Origin of the sequence: Bifidobacterium sp. UTBIF-68, from assembly GCF_006408855.1 — a bacterium.
Taxonomy (GTDB): Bacteria; Actinomycetota; Actinomycetes; order Actinomycetales; family Bifidobacteriaceae; genus Bifidobacterium; species Bifidobacterium reuteri.
The window spans coordinates 19,622-39,392 of record NZ_JFAN01000025.1; the positions used below are offsets into that span (position 1 = coordinate 19,622).

General features: G+C 61.4%; 14 protein-coding genes and 1 tRNA gene. 10 read left to right on the top strand and 5 right to left on the bottom strand.

Annotated features, from left to right (window positions below):
* The first annotated feature begins 735 nt into the window (after positions 1-735).
* The 3 genes from BW14_RS07605 to BW14_RS07615 all read left to right on the top strand — a co-directional run bounded on the left by BW14_RS07605 (position 736) and on the right by BW14_RS07615 (position 5,590).
* Positions 736-1,275, top strand: a complete 540-nt coding sequence (locus tag BW14_RS07605) for a MarR family winged helix-turn-helix transcriptional regulator (RefSeq protein WP_044090628.1) — start codon at positions 736-738, stop codon at positions 1,273-1,275.
* 438 nt (positions 1,276-1,713) lie between these two features.
* Entirely contained in the window at positions 1,714-3,591 is a 1,878-nt protein-coding gene (locus BW14_RS07610) for an ABC transporter ATP-binding protein (protein WP_140489957.1), read from the top strand.
* A gap of 172 nt (positions 3,592-3,763) precedes the next feature.
* Positions 3,764-5,590 (top strand): ABC transporter ATP-binding protein, encoded by a 1,827-nt coding sequence (locus BW14_RS07615; protein ID WP_375138438.1) that lies wholly within the window; start codon positions 3,764-3,766, stop codon positions 5,588-5,590.
* Between the two features lie 297 nt (positions 5,591-5,887).
* Here the strand turns inward: BW14_RS07615 and BW14_RS07620 are convergent, their stop codons facing one another.
* Positions 5,888-6,907 carry an FAD:protein FMN transferase gene (locus tag BW14_RS07620; RefSeq protein ID WP_181162334.1) on the bottom strand — a complete coding sequence of 340 codons (1,020 nt, stop codon included), beginning with the start codon at positions 6,905-6,907 and terminating at the stop codon, positions 5,888-5,890.
* A gap of 82 nt (positions 6,908-6,989) precedes the next feature.
* Here BW14_RS07620 and BW14_RS07625 point away from each other — a divergent pair, with 82 nt between their 5' ends.
* The 3 genes from BW14_RS07625 to rsmI all read left to right on the top strand — a co-directional run bounded on the left by BW14_RS07625 (position 6,990) and on the right by rsmI (position 9,945).
* Positions 6,990-8,417 carry an MFS transporter gene (locus BW14_RS07625; protein WP_140489963.1) on the top strand — a complete coding sequence of 476 codons (1,428 nt, stop codon included), beginning with the start codon at positions 6,990-6,992 and terminating at the stop codon, positions 8,415-8,417.
* 106 nt (positions 8,418-8,523) lie between these two features.
* Positions 8,524-8,596, top strand: a tRNA-Ala gene (locus BW14_RS07630).
* Positions 8,597-8,928: 332 nt separating this feature from the next.
* Positions 8,929-9,945 carry a 16S rRNA (cytidine(1402)-2'-O)-methyltransferase gene (gene rsmI / locus BW14_RS07635; RefSeq protein WP_223847938.1) on the top strand — a complete coding sequence of 339 codons (1,017 nt, stop codon included), beginning with the start codon at positions 8,929-8,931 and terminating at the stop codon, positions 9,943-9,945.
* Positions 9,946-9,997: 52 nt separating this feature from the next.
* On the opposite strand, the gene BW14_RS12540 is transcribed toward rsmI, so the two are convergent.
* Together BW14_RS12540 and BW14_RS07645 are read right to left on the bottom strand one after the other, a co-directional pair.
* Complete coding sequence (locus BW14_RS12540) at positions 9,998-10,228, bottom strand: hypothetical protein (RefSeq protein WP_140463065.1); 231 nt, start codon at positions 10,226-10,228, stop codon at positions 9,998-10,000.
* A gap of 125 nt (positions 10,229-10,353) precedes the next feature.
* Positions 10,354-11,025 carry a hypothetical protein gene (locus BW14_RS07645; RefSeq protein WP_181162338.1) on the bottom strand — a complete coding sequence of 224 codons (672 nt, stop codon included), beginning with the start codon at positions 11,023-11,025 and terminating at the stop codon, positions 10,354-10,356.
* 473 nt (positions 11,026-11,498) lie between these two features.
* Here BW14_RS07645 and metG point away from each other — a divergent pair, with 473 nt between their 5' ends.
* Both metG and BW14_RS07655 read left to right on the top strand, forming a co-directional pair.
* Positions 11,499-13,364, top strand: coding sequence for a methionine--tRNA ligase (metG, locus tag BW14_RS07650; RefSeq protein ID WP_140489965.1), 1,866 nt, complete (start codon positions 11,499-11,501; stop codon positions 13,362-13,364).
* A 417-nt stretch (positions 13,365-13,781) separates the two neighbouring features.
* Positions 13,782-14,078 carry a hypothetical protein gene (locus BW14_RS07655; RefSeq protein ID WP_013141452.1) on the top strand — a complete coding sequence of 99 codons (297 nt, stop codon included), beginning with the start codon at positions 13,782-13,784 and terminating at the stop codon, positions 14,076-14,078.
* A gap of 462 nt (positions 14,079-14,540) precedes the next feature.
* On the opposite strand, the gene BW14_RS07660 is transcribed toward BW14_RS07655, so the two are convergent.
* Complete coding sequence (locus BW14_RS07660; protein ID WP_044090579.1) at positions 14,541-15,626, bottom strand: hypothetical protein; 1,086 nt, start codon at positions 15,624-15,626, stop codon at positions 14,541-14,543.
* A gap of 276 nt (positions 15,627-15,902) precedes the next feature.
* Positions 15,903-17,393, bottom strand: a complete 1,491-nt coding sequence (locus BW14_RS07665; RefSeq protein WP_044090580.1) for a C1 family peptidase — start codon at positions 17,391-17,393, stop codon at positions 15,903-15,905.
* Positions 17,394-17,690: 297 nt separating this feature from the next.
* On the opposite strand from BW14_RS07665, the gene BW14_RS07670 reads away from it, so the two are divergent.
* Positions 17,691-18,674 (top strand): ABC transporter permease, encoded by a 984-nt coding sequence (locus tag BW14_RS07670; RefSeq protein ID WP_044090581.1) that lies wholly within the window; start codon positions 17,691-17,693, stop codon positions 18,672-18,674.
* 72 nt (positions 18,675-18,746) lie between these two features.
* A complete protein-coding gene (locus tag BW14_RS07675) occupies positions 18,747-19,697 on the top strand; it encodes an ABC transporter permease (RefSeq protein ID WP_044090590.1) in 951 nt (316 codons plus the stop codon).
* Positions 19,698-19,771: the final 74 nt, after the last annotated feature.

The following is a 19,771-nucleotide window of genomic DNA, read 5'->3' on the forward strand; positions in this document are numbered from 1 at the left end:
GGCGCGGTGGTGCTCCCGCATGTGCTGAGCGTGTTGTAGTGCATCGCGCTCAGCACAGCTAGCGCTCTGCGTTATTGAGAATCAGGACTTCCCAATGGCAAAGGCCGGGCCAGACCCGGCCCGGCCTTCTGTTTGCCATGAATAGGAGGCAGAAATGAACAACCGGAAGAAACAGGGTTCATGCAAACCCGATTGGACGTGGGTTGTCATAATGATGGTTATGGTAATCCTCGCGGTTCGCGTCCCGGAGACGTGGACCGCGGCGACATGCGTCGGTGTCATCAGCATCGTCGCATTGCTGTGCAGTCGTAAGTAACGCATGCGCTCCGGCTTCGCCCTCATCCTGCGAAGCCTCTTCTCGTTGCTTACGGGATTCACTATACCGTATTGCTGCGAACGGCTGATGCATTGGAAACTTCATTGCCGATGCGATCCGTGCGTATTGATTGTGGCGTGTGCGTTGATGGTGACTAAGCCTGCCCGGTGGCCATTGAAAGCGTATGTGCAAGTTGGTCGATGCCGATGATGCGGATGGTGATTCGTCAGACGATAAAAATTGTTTACAGTGTGAGGTAACCTAGGATGGCTGTATGGCGCGGCATGTCTGGCGGCGACTGAGGCCTTGGTGGGGCGGATACGCTCGAGTCGGGTAGTGGGGTCGCTTGCAAAGCGGGTGAACGCCGTTCGCGATTATGTATGACGCGCTGCCGGGATTACAGGAGAATGGAAGGCGATATGGGCTTTGAGGATGAGGCGGTCCACGAATTGTGGACCACGGTATGGGGCCATAGGTCGGCGATGCAGCGCGAGATGATGCGCGGCGCGCACGGCGAGGCGTTCGCTATCCGTCAGCTGGCCCATGTCGGCACCATGACCCCCTCGCAGCTGGCCGATTCCATGCATGCCACCTCCGGCCGCGTCTCCACACTGCTGGCCGCCATGGAGAAAAAAGGTCTGGTGACGCGCGAAGTGGATCCCAACGACCGGCGTGTGGTTCGTGTGAGCCTTACTGACGCCGGCCGCGAGCATGGGCGCCGCGACATGCAGGAGATGCGTGATGCCGTCTGCTGGATCTTCTCGCAGATGGGGGAGCGCAGAACTCGCGAATTCCTTGACCTCTCCCGCGAATTCATGACCTACATGTCGATTTGCCGTCCGGGAAAGCCGCGTCCCACGCCGGAAGAAGTGCGGGCCGCGTTCGAGAAGCGCGATCGGCAAGTCGGGGCTGAGGAGGAGCAGCGCGGGCGTGCGGCTGATGCTCGTCGAGGATTGTAGCGGCGGGAATGGCTCGAAGGAAAGTCGCTTCGCCGCCTAATGGACAGCGCGGCTCGGGCTCTGACTCGGGCTCCTGCGGTGAAAGCCTTCCCGGGGCCGTCTGGGAGGATTCGGTAGACGGTTTGTCGGTGGCTTCATCGCGCGCCTGGGTGCGCGCGGCTTCACCGTGTGGTTCGCGTTCGCGCAAAGAGAAATATGCGGAGTCCAGAAGCCTTTGTCGTTGCCACGCGTAATATCTTACACTGTAAGTAATTCAATAACAGAAGATAACTTGCTGGTGCAGTCGGCGTGCGGGCCAATGCCCGGCAATGCTCAACCGACGTAATGCAGTAATACTCAATCGATGCTTGGCCGACAGCCAGGCCGGCAATAAGAATCAGCACAACCAACCCAATCCATCACAATCCAATCCAACCAAACCAACCCAAGGGGAAACCAATGCTTCGCATCCTGAAATACCTCTCCAAAGCGGAGATCGGTCAGATGCTCATCGCCCTGGTGACCATCGTCGGGCAGGTCTATCTCGACCTGAAACTTCCCGACTATATGTCGGACATCACCAAGCTGGTCGAAACGCCGGGCAGCGCCATGTCGGACATCTGGATCGCCGGCGGCAAAATGCTGCTCATCTCGCTCGGCTCCGTGGCATGCGCAGTCGTGACCGGATTCCTGTCCGCGCGCGTCGGCTCGTCGTTCACCCAGCGCCTGCGCTCGCTGGAATTCCGTCAGGTCGAATCGTTCGGCCCGGCCGAAATGAGCCGATTCTCCGCCGCAAGCCTCATCACCCGCTCCACCAACGACATCACGCAGATTCAGATGTTCATCACCATCGGCCTGCAGCTCATCGTCAGGTCGCCGATCATGGCCGTGTGGGCGGTGGCCAAGATCGCGAACGAAGGCTTCGAATGGACGCTTGCCACCGGCATCGCCACCGCGTTCCTGCTGGGTGCGGTCGCCATCATGATGGCCATGGTCATGCCCAAATTCAAGGCCATGCAGGCTCTCACCGACAACATCAACCTCGTGGCGCGCGAGAACCTCACCGGCCTGCGCGTGGTCCGCGCCTACAACGCCGAGGACTATCAGGAGGCCAAATTCACCAAGGCCAACCGCGACCTGACCGAAACCCAGCTGTTCACCAACCGCGTCATGGCATTCATGATGCCGCTCATGAACACCGTGATGAACGGCCTCATGCTCGCGGTCTACTGGATTGGCGCCTACCTGATCGACGCGGCCGCGCTCACCGACAAGCTCACCTTGTTCTCCAACATGGTGGTGTTCTCCAACTACTCCGTGCAGGTGATCATGAGCTTCCTGCTGATGAGCATGGTGTTCGTGCTCTGGCCGCGCGCCGACGTGTCCGCGCAGCGCGTGCTCGAAGTGCTCGACACCGAACCGCTGGTCAAGGACGGCCGCGAATCCGCCGCCGAGAAAGCGCTGGAAACCGCCGCGCGCGGCACGGTGGAATTCCGCAACGTGAGCTTCGCCTACCCCGATTCGCGCGAGGCCACGCTCGAAGGCATCAGCTTCACCGCCGAGCCCGGGCAGACCGTGGCGTTCATCGGCTCCACCGGCTCCGGCAAGTCGTCGCTCATCAATCTGGTACCCAGGTTCTATGACGCCACCGGCGGCCAGGTGCTGGTCGATGGCGTGGACGTGCGCGACTACGATGTGAAGACCCTGCGCGACAAGATCGGCTACGTGCCACAGCAGTCGGTGCTGTTCAAGGGCACCGTGGCCTCCAACGTGAGCTACGGCGACGATGTGCGGGGCGAGTCGGCGGATGTCGAAATGGCTGATACCTCCACCATCGCCGGCCGCAAGCGCGAGACCGCGTTGATCGCCGCCGGCAAAGCTGCGGAAAGTGCCGATATGCCGGCCGAGCAGCTGAATCGTATCAAAGCCGCGGCCGACGTGGCCCAGGCCAGCGAATTCGTCAATCGCATGGACGGCGGGTATTCCGCTGCGATAGCACAGGGCGGCTCGAACGTGTCCGGCGGGCAGAAGCAGCGCCTGTCCATCGCGCGGGCCGTCTACCGTCACCCGGAAATCCTGATCTTCGACGATTCGTTCTCCGCGCTCGACTTCAAAACCGACCGCGAAGTGCGCGACGCGCTCGCCCGCGAGGCCAAGGATTCCACCAAGCTCATCGTCGCCCAGCGCATCGGTACCATCATGAACGCCGACCATATCGTCGTACTCGACGATGGCAAGGTCGTCGGCCAAGGCACCCACCGCGAACTGCTGAAGACCTGCGAGATCTACCGGCAGATTGCCGAATCCCAGCTCAGCCAATCGGAGCTTACTGCGTAAGCCGCCGTAATTCGGCTCCCGTTCGCGGGAGCTGCCGAGCATAGAGCATAGCGAGACCGAGGGCAGTTTCTGAGGCCTTCCAGCTTCTCTCCCTCCGGCGCTTCGCGCCACCTCCCTCATCAGAGGCAGGCCAATACGGACTTATAAGGAGCAACACATGCCAAGAGAATCCATGGGGCATGGGCCGGGCGCAGGGCGCGCGGTCGAAAAGCCCAACGATTTCGGCAAAGTCATGGGCAAGCTCGTGCACTATTGCCGCAACTACATTCCCGTCATCGCGGTCGCGCTCGTGCTGGGCGCGATCGGCACCACCTGCCAGATCGTCGGCCCGGACAAGCTCAAGGAGATGACCAACGCCATCGTCAACGGCCTGCCCGCCATCGTGAACGGCCGGCCGGTCATGCGATCGATCGATTTCGGCGAAGTCAGCCGCATCGCATGGCTGCTGGTCGCGCTGTACGTGGGATACGCGGTGCTCGGCTACGCGCAGAGCTGGCTGATGGCGAACGTCACCCAGCGCACCGCCCAGCGGCTGCGCGAGTCGATTTCGGTCAAAATCAACAAACTCCCGCTCAAGTACTTCGACAAGGTCAGCTACGGCGACGTGCTCTCCCGCATCACCAACGATGTGGACGCCATCGGCCAGACGCTGGGACAGTCGCTCGGCGCGCTGATCACCTCCGTGACGCTGTTCGTGGGCGCGCTGGTCATGATGTTCTATAACAACGTGATCATGACCCTGTGCGCCATCGGAACCAGCCTGCTCGGCATGGTGCTCATGATGGTGATCATGAAGACCTCGCAGAAGTACTTCGTGCGCCAGCAGATCGCGTTGGGTGATGTGAACGGACACGTGGAGGAGATGTACGCCGGGCATCTCATCGTCAAGGCGTACAACGGCGAGGCGGATTCAATCGAACGCTTCGAAAAGTACAACGCCGACCTGTACGATTCCGGCTGGAAGTCGCAGTTCCTCTCCGGCCTGATGATGCCGCTCATGCAGTTCGTAGGCAACCTCGGCTACGTGGTGGTGTGCGTGGTGGGTGCGGCGCTCGCCATGGACGGGCAGATCGAGTTCGGCGTGATCGTGGCGTTCATGATGTACATCCGCCTGTTCACCCAGCCGCTTTCCCAGTTCGCCCAGGCGTTCCAGAACCTGCAGCGCTGCGCGGCCGCCGCCGAGCGCGTGTTCGGCTTCCTCGAGGAGCCGGAGATGGCCGACGAAGCCGGCAAGTCCGCCTTGCTGGGGGCCGATGGGCATCCGGTGAAGGGCGACGTGGAATTCAAGCATGTGCAGTTCGGCTACGAGCCTGACAAGCCGATCATCCATGACTTCTCCGCTTCGGTTGCGGCCGGCCAGAAGGTCGCCATCGTGGGGCCGACCGGCGCCGGCAAGACCACCATGGTGAACCTGCTCATGCGTTTCTATGAGATCTCCGGCGGCTCGATCTCCATCGACGGCGTGGACACGGCCAGCGTGCCACGGTGGAACGTGCACGACCAGTTCTCCATGGTGCTGCAGGACACGTGGGTGTTCCGCGGGACCGTGCGCGAGAACATCGCCTACTCCAAGCCGGGCGTCACCGACGAGCAGATCGTGGCGGCCTGCCGTGCCGTCGGCCTGGACCACTTCGTACGCTCGCTGCCGCAGGGCTACGACACGGTTCTGGACGACAAGTCCGCCCTGTCCGCAGGCCAGAAGCAGCTGCTCACCATCGCCCGCGCCATGGTGCAGGACGCCCCGATCCTGATTCTCGACGAGGCCACCTCTTCGGTCGACACCCGTACCGAAGAGCTCATCCAGAAGGCCATGGACGCGCTGACCGTCGGGCGGACGAGTTTCGTGATCGCACACCGCCTCTCCACGATTCGCGACGCCGACATGATTCTCGTCATGAACCACGGCGACGTGATCGAACGCGGCACCCATGAAGAGCTGCTGGAGGCGGGCGGGTTCTACGCCGACCTCTACAACAGCCAGTTCGCGCAAATCGCCTGATGGCGTGTCTTCTGCGCCCCGAGTCGTGCAGCGGGGCTGCATGCGGAGTGGTTCTTGATGAATATGGATGGCTATCTGCTTTCAATGAGGTACATTTCACGTTTTGCGGAAAGCTATCTGCTTTGAATGAGGTACCTTGATTCTCGAACTGCGGGTATTCAGCCTGTGGAGATAGCGATATTCTGCGGTTGTTGGCCTCGGGCTACCGGATCATGTACCTCACGTAAGGCAGATAGCTCTCTGTAAGACGTGAAATGTACCTCATTGAGCCGAGATAGCTTGAAATAGTACGCAGAATCATCGCACGAAGAAGCCGCCGGGGAATCCGGCGGATTGTGCGGCGGTGCGGTCGGCGTTGAGGATGGCGCAGTCGAAGGCGAAGTGGGCGCGCAGCTGGTTGGCTGGGGTGGTGAACAGGGCGGTGGCCAATCCGTCGGCCAAGGCCGTGGAATATGCGGGCGGGACGTCATGATTGCGCAGCCCGGCTTCCCGATCGACTTCCCGTCTGACTGCACGGTTGCCTTTCCGGCCAGCATCATCTTGAGAGGATTCGATCTGCACCGCAACCCACGTGGCAGCCACCTCGTCTACCGGCAGCCCATCGATGGCGTTCAGCAGATGATGCAGATGATGCCCGGCCGCCTCTCCCCAGCGTCGGCGACTGGGGGCGCTCGCGCAGAACGCGCCGGAGCGCAGTTCGACGGTGCCCACCGCTCGGGTCGGATTGGCGGGGTCCTCCATTGCGATGGTGATCGGCGCGTTCGTGTGGATCAGCAGGTCGCCGCCCGCGTCGATGACGTATCCGGTCTCCAGCATCCCCGCGATCAGATCCACCAGATATCCTTTGCCGCACGCGCCGAAGTCGAGCGCGACCGGTCCGTGCGTCACTAGCGTCGTGCCATGGCGCTCAACGTCAACTGGCCAAACGGCCCGTCCGTGAATTGCGCCTGCATGTTCGGCGGCGTCGGACTCAACGGCAAACGAATAAGCGGCATCATAACCAAGTCGAATCAAATCCTCGCCCACGCATGGGTCGATTGCGCCATCGGTGGCGTCGAACAGGCGGTCATACAAATCGAACAGCGGACCGCACCAGTCGGGGAAATCGAACGTGCCGCCGTGTGCGGCAGTACGCATCCGGCCGACAGTCGAATCGCCTCTGAACCGGGACAGCGCGGACTCGTATGTGTCGATGAACGTGCCAATCCGGTCTCGAATCCCATCATTGAGTGCGGCATCGGTGTGCAGTAGCAGTCCGGTGCCCAACGCTGCGGGAAAGGCGGCGACGTGCGGCAATCGTTCGGTCAAACCAGTCATGCCTACCATCGTAGAACGCGTGGTTCTCCCGGTGTATACTGGATTTTGACACTGTGTCAATGTTGATTCGGAGGTTGTGAGAATGGGCAATACGACTACAGCAAGTGTAACGGGAGCGCAAGTTGCATCGTCGAAGTCATCCATCAAAGACCTGCCCCTGCCCAAGGTGTGGGCGTTCGCCATCGGTCAGTTCGGCTGGGCGCTGCTCTCCGGCATCATTTCCAACTGGCTGGTGTATTTCTACCAGCCCGACCAGGAGACTATCTCGCAAGGCCAGACCGTGTTCGTGCCGCAAGGCCTCGTGGTGCTCGGCATAGTGACCGTGGTGGGCGGCATCACCGCGTTCGCCCGTTTCTTCGACGCGTTTGTGGACCCCGCGGTCGCGTCCCTGTCCGACCGGTGCAACGCTCGTTCCGGCCGCCGCATGCCGTTCCTCAAGTTCGCCGCAGCGCCGCTCGCCATCATCACTGTGCTCGTATTCTGGAGTCCGATCAACGGCACCAGCTGGGCCAACGCGGCGTTCCTGTTCGTCACCGTTATCGGCTACTACATCGCCCTCACGTTCTACTGCACGCCATACAACGCACTCATCGCCGAACTCGGCCATGACTCCAAGCAGCAGCTCACCATCTCCACCGCCATCTCCTTCACGTGGGTGGCGGGCACGGCCATTGCGTATGTGGCGCCGGTGATCTGGGGCGGTTTCGTGCCGGCGATGGGCCGCATCACCGCCATCCGCGTGACCTTCACCATCATGGCCGCCGTGGCGTTCGCCTGCATGCTGGTGCCGCCACTCGCCATCCGCGAGAAGGACTACGTCAACTCGCAGCCCACCTCCGAATCGACCATCGAATCCCTGAAGCAGACCTTCGGCGACGGCGAATTCCGCAAGTTCGTCTGCTCCGACGTGGTCTACTGGGTGGCCATCACCACCTTCCAGACCGGACTGCCGTTCTTCGTCACCTCGCTGCTCAAGCTCCCCGAAACCACCACGACCATCTACTTCGTGCTCATGACCGGCGTCTCCGTGCTGTTCTATCTGCCGGTGAATCTGCTGGCCAACCGCGTGGGCAAGAAGCGTCTGCTGCTGGTGGCGTTCGTGATCTTCACCTGCGCGTTCGCGTTCGCCGGCGCGCTCGGCTCCGGTGCTTTGGGCTTCCTGCCGGCGATGGCGCAGGGGCTGATGCTCTCGGTGGTGGGGGCGATTCCGATGGCCGCGTTCGGCATTCTGCCGCAGGCCATCGTGGCGAATATCGCCGACGCCAGCTCGCGCGTCACCGGTCAGGATCGTCAGGGTATGTTCTACGCCGCCCGCACCTTCGCGATGAAGATGGGTCAATCCGTGGCCATGCTGCTGTTCACCGGTGTGTCGACGATTGGCGTGGCATCCGGTGCCGGTTACCGCATCGCAGCCATTTGTGCGGCTGTGTTGTGTGGCATCGGCGGCATCGTGTTCGCGTTCTATGACGAGAAGAAGGTGCTTGACGTGCTTGGCGCGCGTAAGGCGTGATTCCCTTCTCTTTCCCTCTCGAGCGACGTCCCACGCCGAATTGCGTTTGACCGCACTTCGTACTATACTGTTGCGAGTTGCTTTGCGGAGCAGAGCAACACGCCAAGGGGCTGTAGCTCAGTTGGTAGAGCGTTTCGTTCGCATCGAAAAGGTCGCGGTTTCGATTACCGTCAGCTCCACGAACCCTCCGGATTCCACCCCGGAGGGTTTTTCTTTTTCGCGCTATCTGGACTATCTGCGATACGAGGTGCTGTCGTCGGCATAGCGTCGTCGGCATAGCTCAAACCGCAACGATTTTGCCAAACATTCTTGCTGATTGGCTTGATTCCGGCAGCTCGGGGCGGTGCGTGGCAGAATCGTTGCTGCGCGCTGCTTCGCATGGCTGCTGTCCCGGAGCGGGACCCCTGTAAGGCAGGCAGATGTTCCGAAAGACGGTAGTCGGCCCCTCGTAACGGAGAAACAGCGTTCGCTATGTAGTGAAATGCTCCGTGGCTTAGGCAATACTGGAGATATGACGACACGTGCCACCGATTTCACCGAACAGTTCCGCTCCGACGATGAGAGGGAGGTGAACGGTGACGCTCCCGTCGCCGAAGCTGCCGCCGACAGTGCTCCGCATGCGCAATCCCGTGAAGCGGCCGTCGAGATTCCCGCCGGCACCGTGGTGCTCGCCGCGACCCCGATCGGCAATATCGGCGACGCCTCCGCCCGCCTGGTCGCGCTGATGGAGCGTGCGGACATCATCGCCGCCGAAGACACCCGCCGACTGTACGATCTGGCCCGTCGTCTCGGCGTATATGTGACCGGCCGCGTGGTCGCCTACCACGACCACAACGAGCGAGCCAAGGCGGACGGCCTGCTCGATCAGGTCAAGACTGGTGCCACAGTGCTGGTGGTTTCGGATGCCGGCATGCCCACCATCAACGACCCCGGTCTGGCCATCGTGCGCCGCGCCATCGAACGCGGGCTGCCGGTGACCTGCGCGCCGGGCCCGTCCGCTGTGCTCGATGCGCTTGCCCTCTCCGGCCTGCCCACCGACCGCTTCTGCTATGAAGGATTCCTCCCGCGCAAGCACTCCGAGCGCGTACAGTCCCTGCGCGCGCTGCTGCCTGAACGTCGCACCATCGTGTTCTACGAGACGCCCCATCGTATCGCCGAATCGATGGACGACCTGCTCGATGCGTTCGGTCCTGACCGCCCGATGGCGTTGTGCCGCGAACTCACCAAGGATTATGAGCAGGTGCGTCGCGGGCCGATTGGTGAGATTCGCCAAGGCGTGATCGACGACCCGCCACGTGGCGAAATGGTACTGGTGATCGCCGGTGCGTCCAATGAGGAGGCCGAGGCTGCGGCCCCCAATATGCTGAGTGTGGAGGATATGGCCGTGCTCGCCATCGACCGTGCGCTCGAAGACGGGCTGCGCATCAAGGATGCCATTGCCCAGGTCGTGCAGGAACACCCGCTGCCGGACGGATCGTTGGCCAATCGCAAGCAGGTGTACTCCGCGGTACTGGAGATCCGCGGCTGATGTTCGCAGCCGATGCCTGCGGCTGACTTACTTCTGCCAGCGGAACTGTTCGTTACTCATCCTCCAAGGATTCGAGCAGTATTTCGAGCGATTGCCGCACGCCCGGCCCGCCTGCTTGGGAAATGAATTCCAGGATAGCCGCGTCGGCGGAAGGATTCGCCACAATCCACCGTCGCAGCTCTGGCACATGAAGCGCGATGTGCCAGAGCGTCTCCGCTTCAGTCGACGGATCGCATGCCACGAGCGGCGTCAGGGCGATTGGCGGGGCGGGGGGAGTGGTCAAGTCGGAGATAGGGGCGGATGCCGTAGTAGTGGCGGAAGATAGCGGAAGCCGATGTGATTGGCGCAGACGATGCAGCCGCTGCGAGGACCGTTTCCGGATACGAGGTCGCCGGTGGTTCCATTCCATCATGAGTATCGTTCCGTGGTGATTTCGTCGATCTCGCGCTGGATGGCGGTGAAGAACTCCTTGGCGCGGGCCGCGTATTTGTGGTGCCGATGCTCTTTGACGATTTGCAGACAGTCGTCCGGCTGGAATTCGTATGCGGACATCAGTTGGCACACCAGGGCGTTGATGGTGGAGGGATCCGGGTCGCTTTCGGGCGCCATGACCAGATCGCAGGCGGTGCGGGCCGGCGTGGTGATGGTGAGGGATCCGATTTTGAGTATCTGCTCGGGCAGTGTCAGTCGTTTGAACACGCGGATGCGCCGGCCGACGGTCGATGAACGGAAATGAGAGGTGGAGATCACGTCGATGGTGTTGGGGAACGGGTCGCCGCCCAGCCAAACCCATGCGGCGGTATAGGTGCAGGCCACTGTGCCGAAGGGTGCGATTGACGCCACGATGGCGGCCCGGCCGTACAGCGTGTTGGCATGTTCGGACCAGTAGCCCGAGAATTCGTCCAGTTGGTTGACGGTGCCGAATGCGCTGAGACGGCTGAGGCTGAGCGGGCCGGGCAGGTCGTTGGTGTGCAGCAGTATCGGCACCGTCGGTTGGCATGGGGTGGCGGCAGAGGTGATGGACGGCAGTGTGGACGGGCGCGTCGTGTCGGAATGCGATGCGCGGCCGGCTGGATGCATCGCGCGTGGGCCATTGGCGTTCCTCGTTGCGCGCGGCGTGCTGCTGTGTGGCGCGATGTTGCGAGGCGCGCTGCCGTGTGGCGCGATGCCGGTGCCTGCGGCGTTCATATCGGTACTCATGTCCCTACCGTGGCACAATGCGCGCCCGCGTGCCATCGGCATGGCGAAAACGGTGGATAAGTGGATAAGTGCGGAGGTCGGATGATTGTGGACGGATGATTGGCGGGGCGCAGTACGGCGTGGTCCTGTAATTGTGGTCGGGCTTTGCCCGCGCTTTGCTGGCATGGCTGTCGCCATGCACACGCTGGCGAACAGTCCACAGGACTGTTCTTATTCCCAGCGTGGTCCTGCAATTGTGGTCGGGCTGCGCCCGCGCTATGTTGGCTCGACTGTCGTCTCGCACACGCCTACAAACAACCCACTGGGTTGTTTGCTTTACGGCGTGTCCGCAATGCGCCGGATAATCGGGGGTTATGAGTCATGTATTGGTGAATGTTGCTTGGCCGTATGCGAACGGCCCCCGTCATATCGGCCATGTCGCCGGCTTTGGTGTGCCGTCCGACGTCTATGCGCGCTACGAACGCATGAAGGGCAATGACGTGCTCATGGTCTCCGGCACCGATGAGCACGGCACCCCGATCCTGGTGGAAGCCGAAAAGGAAGGCCTCACCGCCCAGGAGCTGGCCAACCGCTACAATCGCGTCATCGCCAAAGATCTGTGCGATCTCGGCTTGAGCTATGACCTGTTCACCCGCACCACCACCGGCAACCACGAACACGTGGTGCAGGAGATGTTCAAGCAGTGCCTGGAGAACGGCTACATTTACAAGGGCACGCAGCAGGTGGCCATCAGCCCGTCCACCGGCCGAACACTGCCAGACCGCTACATTGAAGGCACCTGCCCGATCTGTGGCGCCGAAGGTGCTCGCGGCGACCAGTGCGACGCCTGCGGCAACGAGCTCGACCCGGACGAGCTGATCAACCCGGTCTCCAAGATCAACGGCGAAACCCCCCGCTTCGAGCAGACCGAACACTACTTCCTCGATCTGCCTGCGCTCGCCGAAGCCAACAAGGCATGGCTGGAGACCCGCAAGGGCTGGCGTACGAACGTCATCAACTTCTCGCTCGGCCTGTTCAAGGAAGTCAAGCCGCGCGCCATCACCCGCGACATCGACTGGGGCATCCCGGTACCGGTGGCCGGCTGGATCGACAATCCGAACAAGAAGCTGTACGTCTGGTTCGACGCCGTGATCGGATACCTGTCCGCCTCCATCGAATGGGCCCGTCGCCAGGGCGACCCGGAGAAGTGGCGTGAATGGTGGAACGACCCGAGCTGCCCCGCCTACTACTTCATGGGCAAAGACAACATCACCTTCCACTCCCAGATCTGGCCGTCCGAAATGATCGCCTACAACGGCAAGGGCTCCAAGGGCGGTGAAACCGGCCCGATGGGCCCGCTCAACCTGCCCGAGCAGGTGGTGGCCAGCGAGTTCATGACCATGGAAGGCAAGAAGTTCAGCTCCTCGCGCGGCATCGTGATCTACGTGAAGGACATCCTCGCCCGCTACCCTGTGGACGCAGTGCGCTACTACATCTCCGTAGCCGGCCCTGAATCCTCCGACTCCGACTTCACTTGGGCGGAGTTCGTGCGCCATAACAACGAGGAGCTCGCCTCCTCCTGGGGCAACCTGGTCAATCGTGTGGCCAACCTCATCAACAAGAACTTCGGCGAGATTCCGGCGCTTGACGAGGACTCGATGACCAACGAGGATCGCGGCCTGCTGGAGGAGACCTCCGCTGCATTCGACGTGGTCGGCTCCTCCATCGAGACGCATCACCAGAAGCATGCGCTCGCCGAGGCGATGCGTGTGGTCGGCGACATCAACAAGTACATCTCCTCCACTGAACCGTGGAAGATCAAGGATGACCCGGCCCGTCTCGGCACCGTGCTGCACGTCGCCGCCCAGGCTGTCTCGGACGCGAACCACCTGCTCGCGCCCTTCCTGCCCCACTCCGCGCAGAAGGTGTGGGAGGCGCTTGGCGGCACCGGCACCTTCTCCCCGCTACCGGAACTACAGGAGGTCGAGGATCTCGACAAGCCCGGCTTCACCTACCCGATCATCACCGGCAAGTATGAGCTGGGCGTGAACGTGCACCCGTGGAAGAGCGAGCCGATCGAGGTCGGCGCTCCGGTCGCCAAGCCGACGCCGATCTTCGCCAAGATCCCGACCGAGGCCGTGGCCGAGGAGCTGGCGCGTTTCGACGAGGCGCTGGCCGCCCGTCGTGCCGCCGAAGCCGAGCGTCTGGCCGCCGAGAAGGCCAAGCTCGCCGCCGAATGATTCGGCATTGCTAGCTCGTAGCTGACGGGCCACCTCGCACATGAAGTGTTGCGAGGTGGCCCGTTGCCGTATGTGCGGTCAAGCCCCGACAATGCGAGGCCGGTTGTCGGCGGGCGTCACAAATTCGTCACACTCCGCCAAGACTTTTCCCAGACAAGCACATCAATTCGCCAAGCATGGAGCGGTTATATAGAAGATGTCAACGGAATGAAGTTCATACCGGTGGCGAGGTTCTTCGAACCCCATAACTGAACCCTTCTTCTCTCTTCTCTCTCACCCGGCGGCCCCCTCCGCCGGGTTTCTTTTTTTAATACTGGGAATGCCATGGGCCGCATATTGAAAAAGGATTATGGCAGAGTGCTGTCTGTTTACAATAAGGCATTGCTGTTCTAGAAAATAACAAAGAAGGGGGGACTAATGATGTATACCGTCACATTTTCGGGCAACCTGACTCAAGCGGAATCGGCCTTGGTCAAGCGAGGCGCCATACAGATCGCCGCGTTGCTGGCCGCAAAAATCACTGGCCGCGGACTCATCATCAACGACGGTGACACCGAATACTCATGGGATTTCATCCTGATCGATGCCAGCAGCGATGAGCGGCACACCTTTGACGAGAGGCTATTGCGGATGCTGTCCGATTACATCCACGCCGGTTTCCCCGATGCCGTGATCCGCCACGCCAAGCACGAGGCTCCAAAGCTCGGCAAATAATATTGGTCGCGTGGTGAGTCCCATACTTCCGTCGGAATATCGCTATCGCGATATGGTCGCATGCCTGTTGCGCATTGAAGCGTTCGACCTATGCGCAGTTGATGTTCCGGTGATGACGGCAACCGATTGACGCGATTACCGGGACAGATTTCGCTGTCCCAGTTCGTGATTTCGGCTTCTTATTGGGAACCGGGACAGCCCCCTTGTAAACGCCCATTATCCGTAATCCCAAAACCCCGGAATTCCGCCGATGTACGATGGCGAATATTGCACGGTGGGGTGATAGGTGAATGAAATTTTGTCTTGGTTGCTCAAAAAGGGGCGAAATGGAGAACCGGGACAGCGAAATCTGGCCCGGTCCACACATAAATCGATTGACATCGCTACCGGGACATCGGACACGGACACCGAGTCGCGCAGCGTCGGCGCAACATGGATACTGTACGACTTTCGCGATAAACGTTATATTCTTCGTCGCCTCCGCCGGGCGAGCTCATCGAGTGGCGTTGCCGTCAAAGTGAAATCGAATACGGCACCTCGCAATGCCAACTGCCGCCCGACCCGGTAGGCGAGTTCGGCTTGGGATGGCTCATCGGCCATGTTCGCGGCAGTGGCGATGATGACGATCCAATGATGATGTCGCAGCAGTTCGCGCTTGTCGTTGTCCCGCCGCCACTGGTTTTTGTCGGTGCGATGATGATCGCCGTCATATTCGATGGCGACGCGAAATTCGGGCCAAGCGAGATCGAGCGTTATCGGCGCACCGTTGCTGAATGTCGCGCCGGGCACCGTGTAATTTGTCACGGCTGGCGGAAGCCCGTATTTCGTCGTCGCGATGCGGGTCTTTGATTCCATCGGAGAGTCCACGCGGGGCGTAATGAATGCAAGAGCGATCATGCACTTGGATTTTGCGTTGAATTTCGGGAGTTCGGTGACTTGCCGCACGAAGTCCTGATAAATGCCGTCAGCAGTGCGGCCGTTCGCCAGACCCGGCTTGCGGGCGATTGCCGTAAGGATTGCGTCGCCAAGTATGACCAGCGATTCGAGCGAAATATGAGCGGCGAGTTGTGCCCAAGTGTGTATCAGATCCAGTGCGTACACATGTTTGTTGATACGCACATTGTGCGCATCGCTCAGCGGCTTCCAGATGTGTGGTGTCGTTGGCGGCACGATGGCACGTATTCGTGTGCGGTGTGAGTCGGAGACGGTATGGAGCTCGGCGGGGTCGATATCGCAATCCTTGGGAAGCGGCACGGATTGCAGTATCAGCGATGTGGCCATGCCGAAGAGCACCGGTTGCCCGAGCTGTTGCGCGGCGTCCGTGCATCGTTTAAGCATTTCCCGCTTACGTTGGGTGAGGGTTTCGCTCATTGCTGGCGACACAGGGCCTGTAATCACAGTTGGCGCGGAACTCGCCATACATGGTGATGAACGTAGCTCAGGATTGATGGTGCGCGCAGACGCAACGCCCGGTGTGTGGGGCCGGGTCCAGCCGGACGGTTCGTCGTCGAATACGCCGGGCGGTGGAGTGGGCAATATGTCGTTCATGACGCCACCGTAGCGCAGCGGTCACATGCTCGCTATGAAAACCGGGGTATGTGGCTCTAGCTTGCGGGAGATGTGGATAACTCTGTGGATAACTAGTTCGGAACAATTAGCGAGGCCGGAACCTACCGGCAATTGGCCGATGATGACGGCACTTTTGCTCAGCTCAGCCGCGATAGTCTCGAATAGGTGCGGCCGGGCGTACTCGCATAACGTAATGCCTCTTCTCTCTGAACAGAGAGAAGAGGCATTCGAATATATGCTCCCGCCAGCGGGACGTCAGCGGCAGCGACGGGTGAGGGGCTGCCAGGGATCGAGCTCGACTGGTTCGGTGGTGAGCAGGGCGCGGGTGGCGTCGTCGAGGTATTCCTTGCGGATGATGAGCTCGGTAACGTAGCGGTCGAACCAGGCGTCGGACATGACGTAGTAGCCGTCCTTGCCGGCGTCCTTGCCCCAGCTGTTCTCCACCTTCCAGCGGTTCGGCTTGCCGTCCTCGCCGAGGTTCACGCCGGTGAAGGTCATAGCGTGGTTGCTCGGGCTGTCGCCGTATTCGAGGCCGTGGGCCTTGTCGCCGGTGAATTCGGTGCCGAACAGCTGGTCGACGCGCACCACGGACTGGTCGAAGAAGCCGTCCTTGCGCAGGGCGAACTGCGTGCAGTCGCAGGCGAACCAGATCGGGTGGCCGGCGGTGAGCTGGTCAAGCGCGGCCTTCTTGAACACGTCCAGCGGCACGTTGACGAACTCCATATCGCCAGCCTCGACCACGTTCGCGCTGAAGCGGATGCGGTAGCGCCGGTTGAACGGGCGGTTCTTGAGTGGGGCGTTGGCCAGCGTCGCGAAATCGTTGACGTCCACCGGCACGTACTTCTTGTAGAACTCAAGCGGGGTGATGCCGATCTCGCGAATCTGCGGGCGCTCGTCCTTACCGGTTTTCGGCTTGTCGGACTTGTCCTTATCGCACTTGCAGGCCTTGGCGTCGGATTTGCCCTCGCATTTACAGGAGTCGCCGCACTTGCAGGATTCGGCCTTGCCGTCTGCGTCGGCCTCGGCGTCATCCTTGGTGCGCGCGAAGAAGTCGAACTTCTCCGGCGGCTCGCCAAGCGACACGGCGCAGATGCGGTACACGGTGCCCATGTACTCGTCCTTCAGCGTGCGCAGCTCGTCCTCGCCAGCGCCCGCAGCCGAACGGCGGCGCAGCTCGGCTGCGAACTCGCGCAGCTTGGAGTTGAGGTACTGCTTGAAATCATCGGAATTACGGGAGTTCTCAGACTCTGGGTAGGCGCTCTTGGGCACCAGACCGTACTTGTTCACCAGCGCGGCGAACATCTGCCACCAGCCGCCGTCGTCGGACGGGCCCCAGTTGATGGCTTCGAACAGGCGCGAGTCGGTGGGCTCGTCGAGCGTGCGCAGCACGTTCTCCAGGTAGGTGTTCGACTTCTCCATCGCGTCCCAGAAGAACAGGTAGGTCTCGGAGAACTCGAAATCCTCAAGATTCCAGCGATGCATGAGTTCGTAACGCAGCGTGTTCAGGGAGGCGAACATCCAGCAACGGCCGGAACGCTCCTGATTGGTGATCGAACCCTGCTTGAGTTCGATGGAGAAGTCGCGCGGCAGCGCACGCACGCCGCGATAGTCGGTGGCCGCCTTGAGCACGCCGGCCGAAACCGCCGCGTCCGCCGCGATCAGGTTGGCGCGGTCCTTGTTGAAATCCTCGGTGTACGTACGCAGAAGTTCGGGTTTGATGGCCCGTGCGCTGGCGTCTGTCGTCATGATGCCCCTGTCTGATGCTGATGGATAATCCGTTGCCGGCGGCGGGGACTGTCACCATCCGGGCCGGCGGACTGCTGACACGAAAGTATAAGGCATGTCCAGCAAAGGCTCAGGAAATACAAAATTAACAAACGGATGTTTGCCCAGCATTTGCCCAATATACAGTAAGTGTTTTCGCAGTTTTCCATACAGGAAAAAGTCGGAAAAGTCAATACCCATATTCCATATATTGGACTCAATTTGTGGTTTTGAGCGGGGGGAGGTATCACTTCCCCCAGTTATCTGGGAGGTGGTTGGGTGTTCAAGTACATCATCAAGCGCATTGTGAACTACGTGATCATGCTGTTCGTGGCAGTATCGATGACGTATTTCCTGGCCAGCGCATTCATGGATCCGCGTTCGAACTACATGTCGCGCAATCCGCATCCGCCGATCGAGTCGATCAACCGGTCGCTCGATCTGGCCAACATCAACGATCAGACGCCGGTCGTCATCCGTTACTTCCGCTGGCTCAAGGGCATCCTCACCCAGTGGAACTGGGGCCTGAGCCCGGACCAGTCGCCGGTGGCGCCGGCCATCGCCTCCCGTATCTCCGCTTCGCTGCAGCTGGTGACGCTCGCCACCGTGCTCTCCATCCTCTTCGGCGTGAGCATCGGCGTGTACACGGCCATCCGCCAGTACAAGTGGCAGGACCGCGTGCTCAACACCACCGCAACGTTCTTCCTGGTGGTCCCGGCCGCCGTCATGGGGCTGATGGTGGTGCTGCTGGCCATCAACTTCAACAACATCGTGGGCAGCCGCGCGTTCTACGTGACCGGCCTGCACTCCTACCAAGGTTCCAACCCGGTGCTCTGGGTGTTTGACTACCTGCAGCACCTGATCCTGCCCACCATCGTGATGACGATTCCGGGCATGGTGGGCTACCACCTCACCCAGCGCACGTACCTGCTCGACACCATGAACGCCGACTACGTGCGCACCGCCCGCGCCAAGGGCCTGACGCTCAACGCGGCCATCCGCCGCCACGCGCTGCGCACCTCGCTGATTCCGACCGCCGTGGACGTGGCCTTCTCCATCGCCGGTGTGTTCACCGGCGCGGTGATCACCGAAAACGTGTTCGCTATCAACGGCTTGGGCATGTACTTCACCCAGACCATCGCCAACAACGACATCAACGGTGCCGTGGCCGTGGCCGCGTTCGGTGGCGTGTGCACGCTGACCGGCGCGCTGCTGGCGGATATCTTCTCCGCCTGGCTTGACCCGCGCATCCGACTGAGCTGAGCCCCGCGCAAAGGACGATCAAACATGATGAACGACAACGAGAACATGGTCTCCGACGCCGTCGCCCAGGATATGGAACTCACCGATCCGCAGGGCAGCGAACCGCAGTCCGCCGACGCCAAGAACGCCCAGGAGGCTTCCAGCAACGACGACTTCCACCGCACCGGCCGCATGCAGCTGTACGTGCGCCGCTTCATGCGCCGCCCCTCGGCCGTGGTAGGTCTGGTGGTGCTGATCCTGCTGATTCTCTTGGCGATTTTCGGCTCGAAATTCTCCCAGTGGAGCTACGACGAGCCTGATTTCGCCGCCCTCGCCTCGCCGCCGTCCGCCCAGCACTGGCTGGGCACCACGGTCGGTGGCTCGGATATGTACGCGATGATCATCCGCGGCCTCGGCCGCTCGCTGACCATCGGTATCTTCAGCTCGTTCGGCACCACGATCATCGCCGCCCTGGTGGGCACGGCCGTGGCGTTCTTCGAAGGCTGGTTCGAGAAGGTCGGCATGTGGCTGCTGGATATGCTGCTCGTCGTGCCGTCCTTCCTGCTCATCGCCCTGATCGTCGGCATGGCGGCCGGCGGCAGCGACTGGCTGTGGCTGGCCATCGGCCTGACCGCGTTCGGCTGGGTCGGCTATGCGCGTACGCTGCGCACGCTGACCCTGAGTCTGCGCGACCGCGAATACATCCGCGCGGCGAAGTTCATGGGCGTGCCGTCCTTCACCATCATCGTGCGCCACCTGGTGCCGAACCTGGGTTCGGTGCTGGTCATCAACACCGTGCTCGGCGTGATTGGCGCGGTCAACAGCGAGACCTCGCTGAGCTTCCTGGGCCTGGGCATCAAGGCGCCCGACACCTCGCTCGGTACGCTGCTCAACGCCGGCCAGTCCGTGGTGCAGACCTCGCCGTGGGTGCTGGTCTTCCCGTCCGTGGTGCTGATCGTCCTGACCTTCTCCGTGCAGCTGATCGGCGACGGCCTGCGCGACGCCATCGACCCGTACTCCCGCTCCGGCGGCAAGGCCGAGTGAGAGGGGAGACGGGCATCATGAGCGACGAACGCAACGCAAGCAACGTAACAACCAACACCAACCCCGACACCACA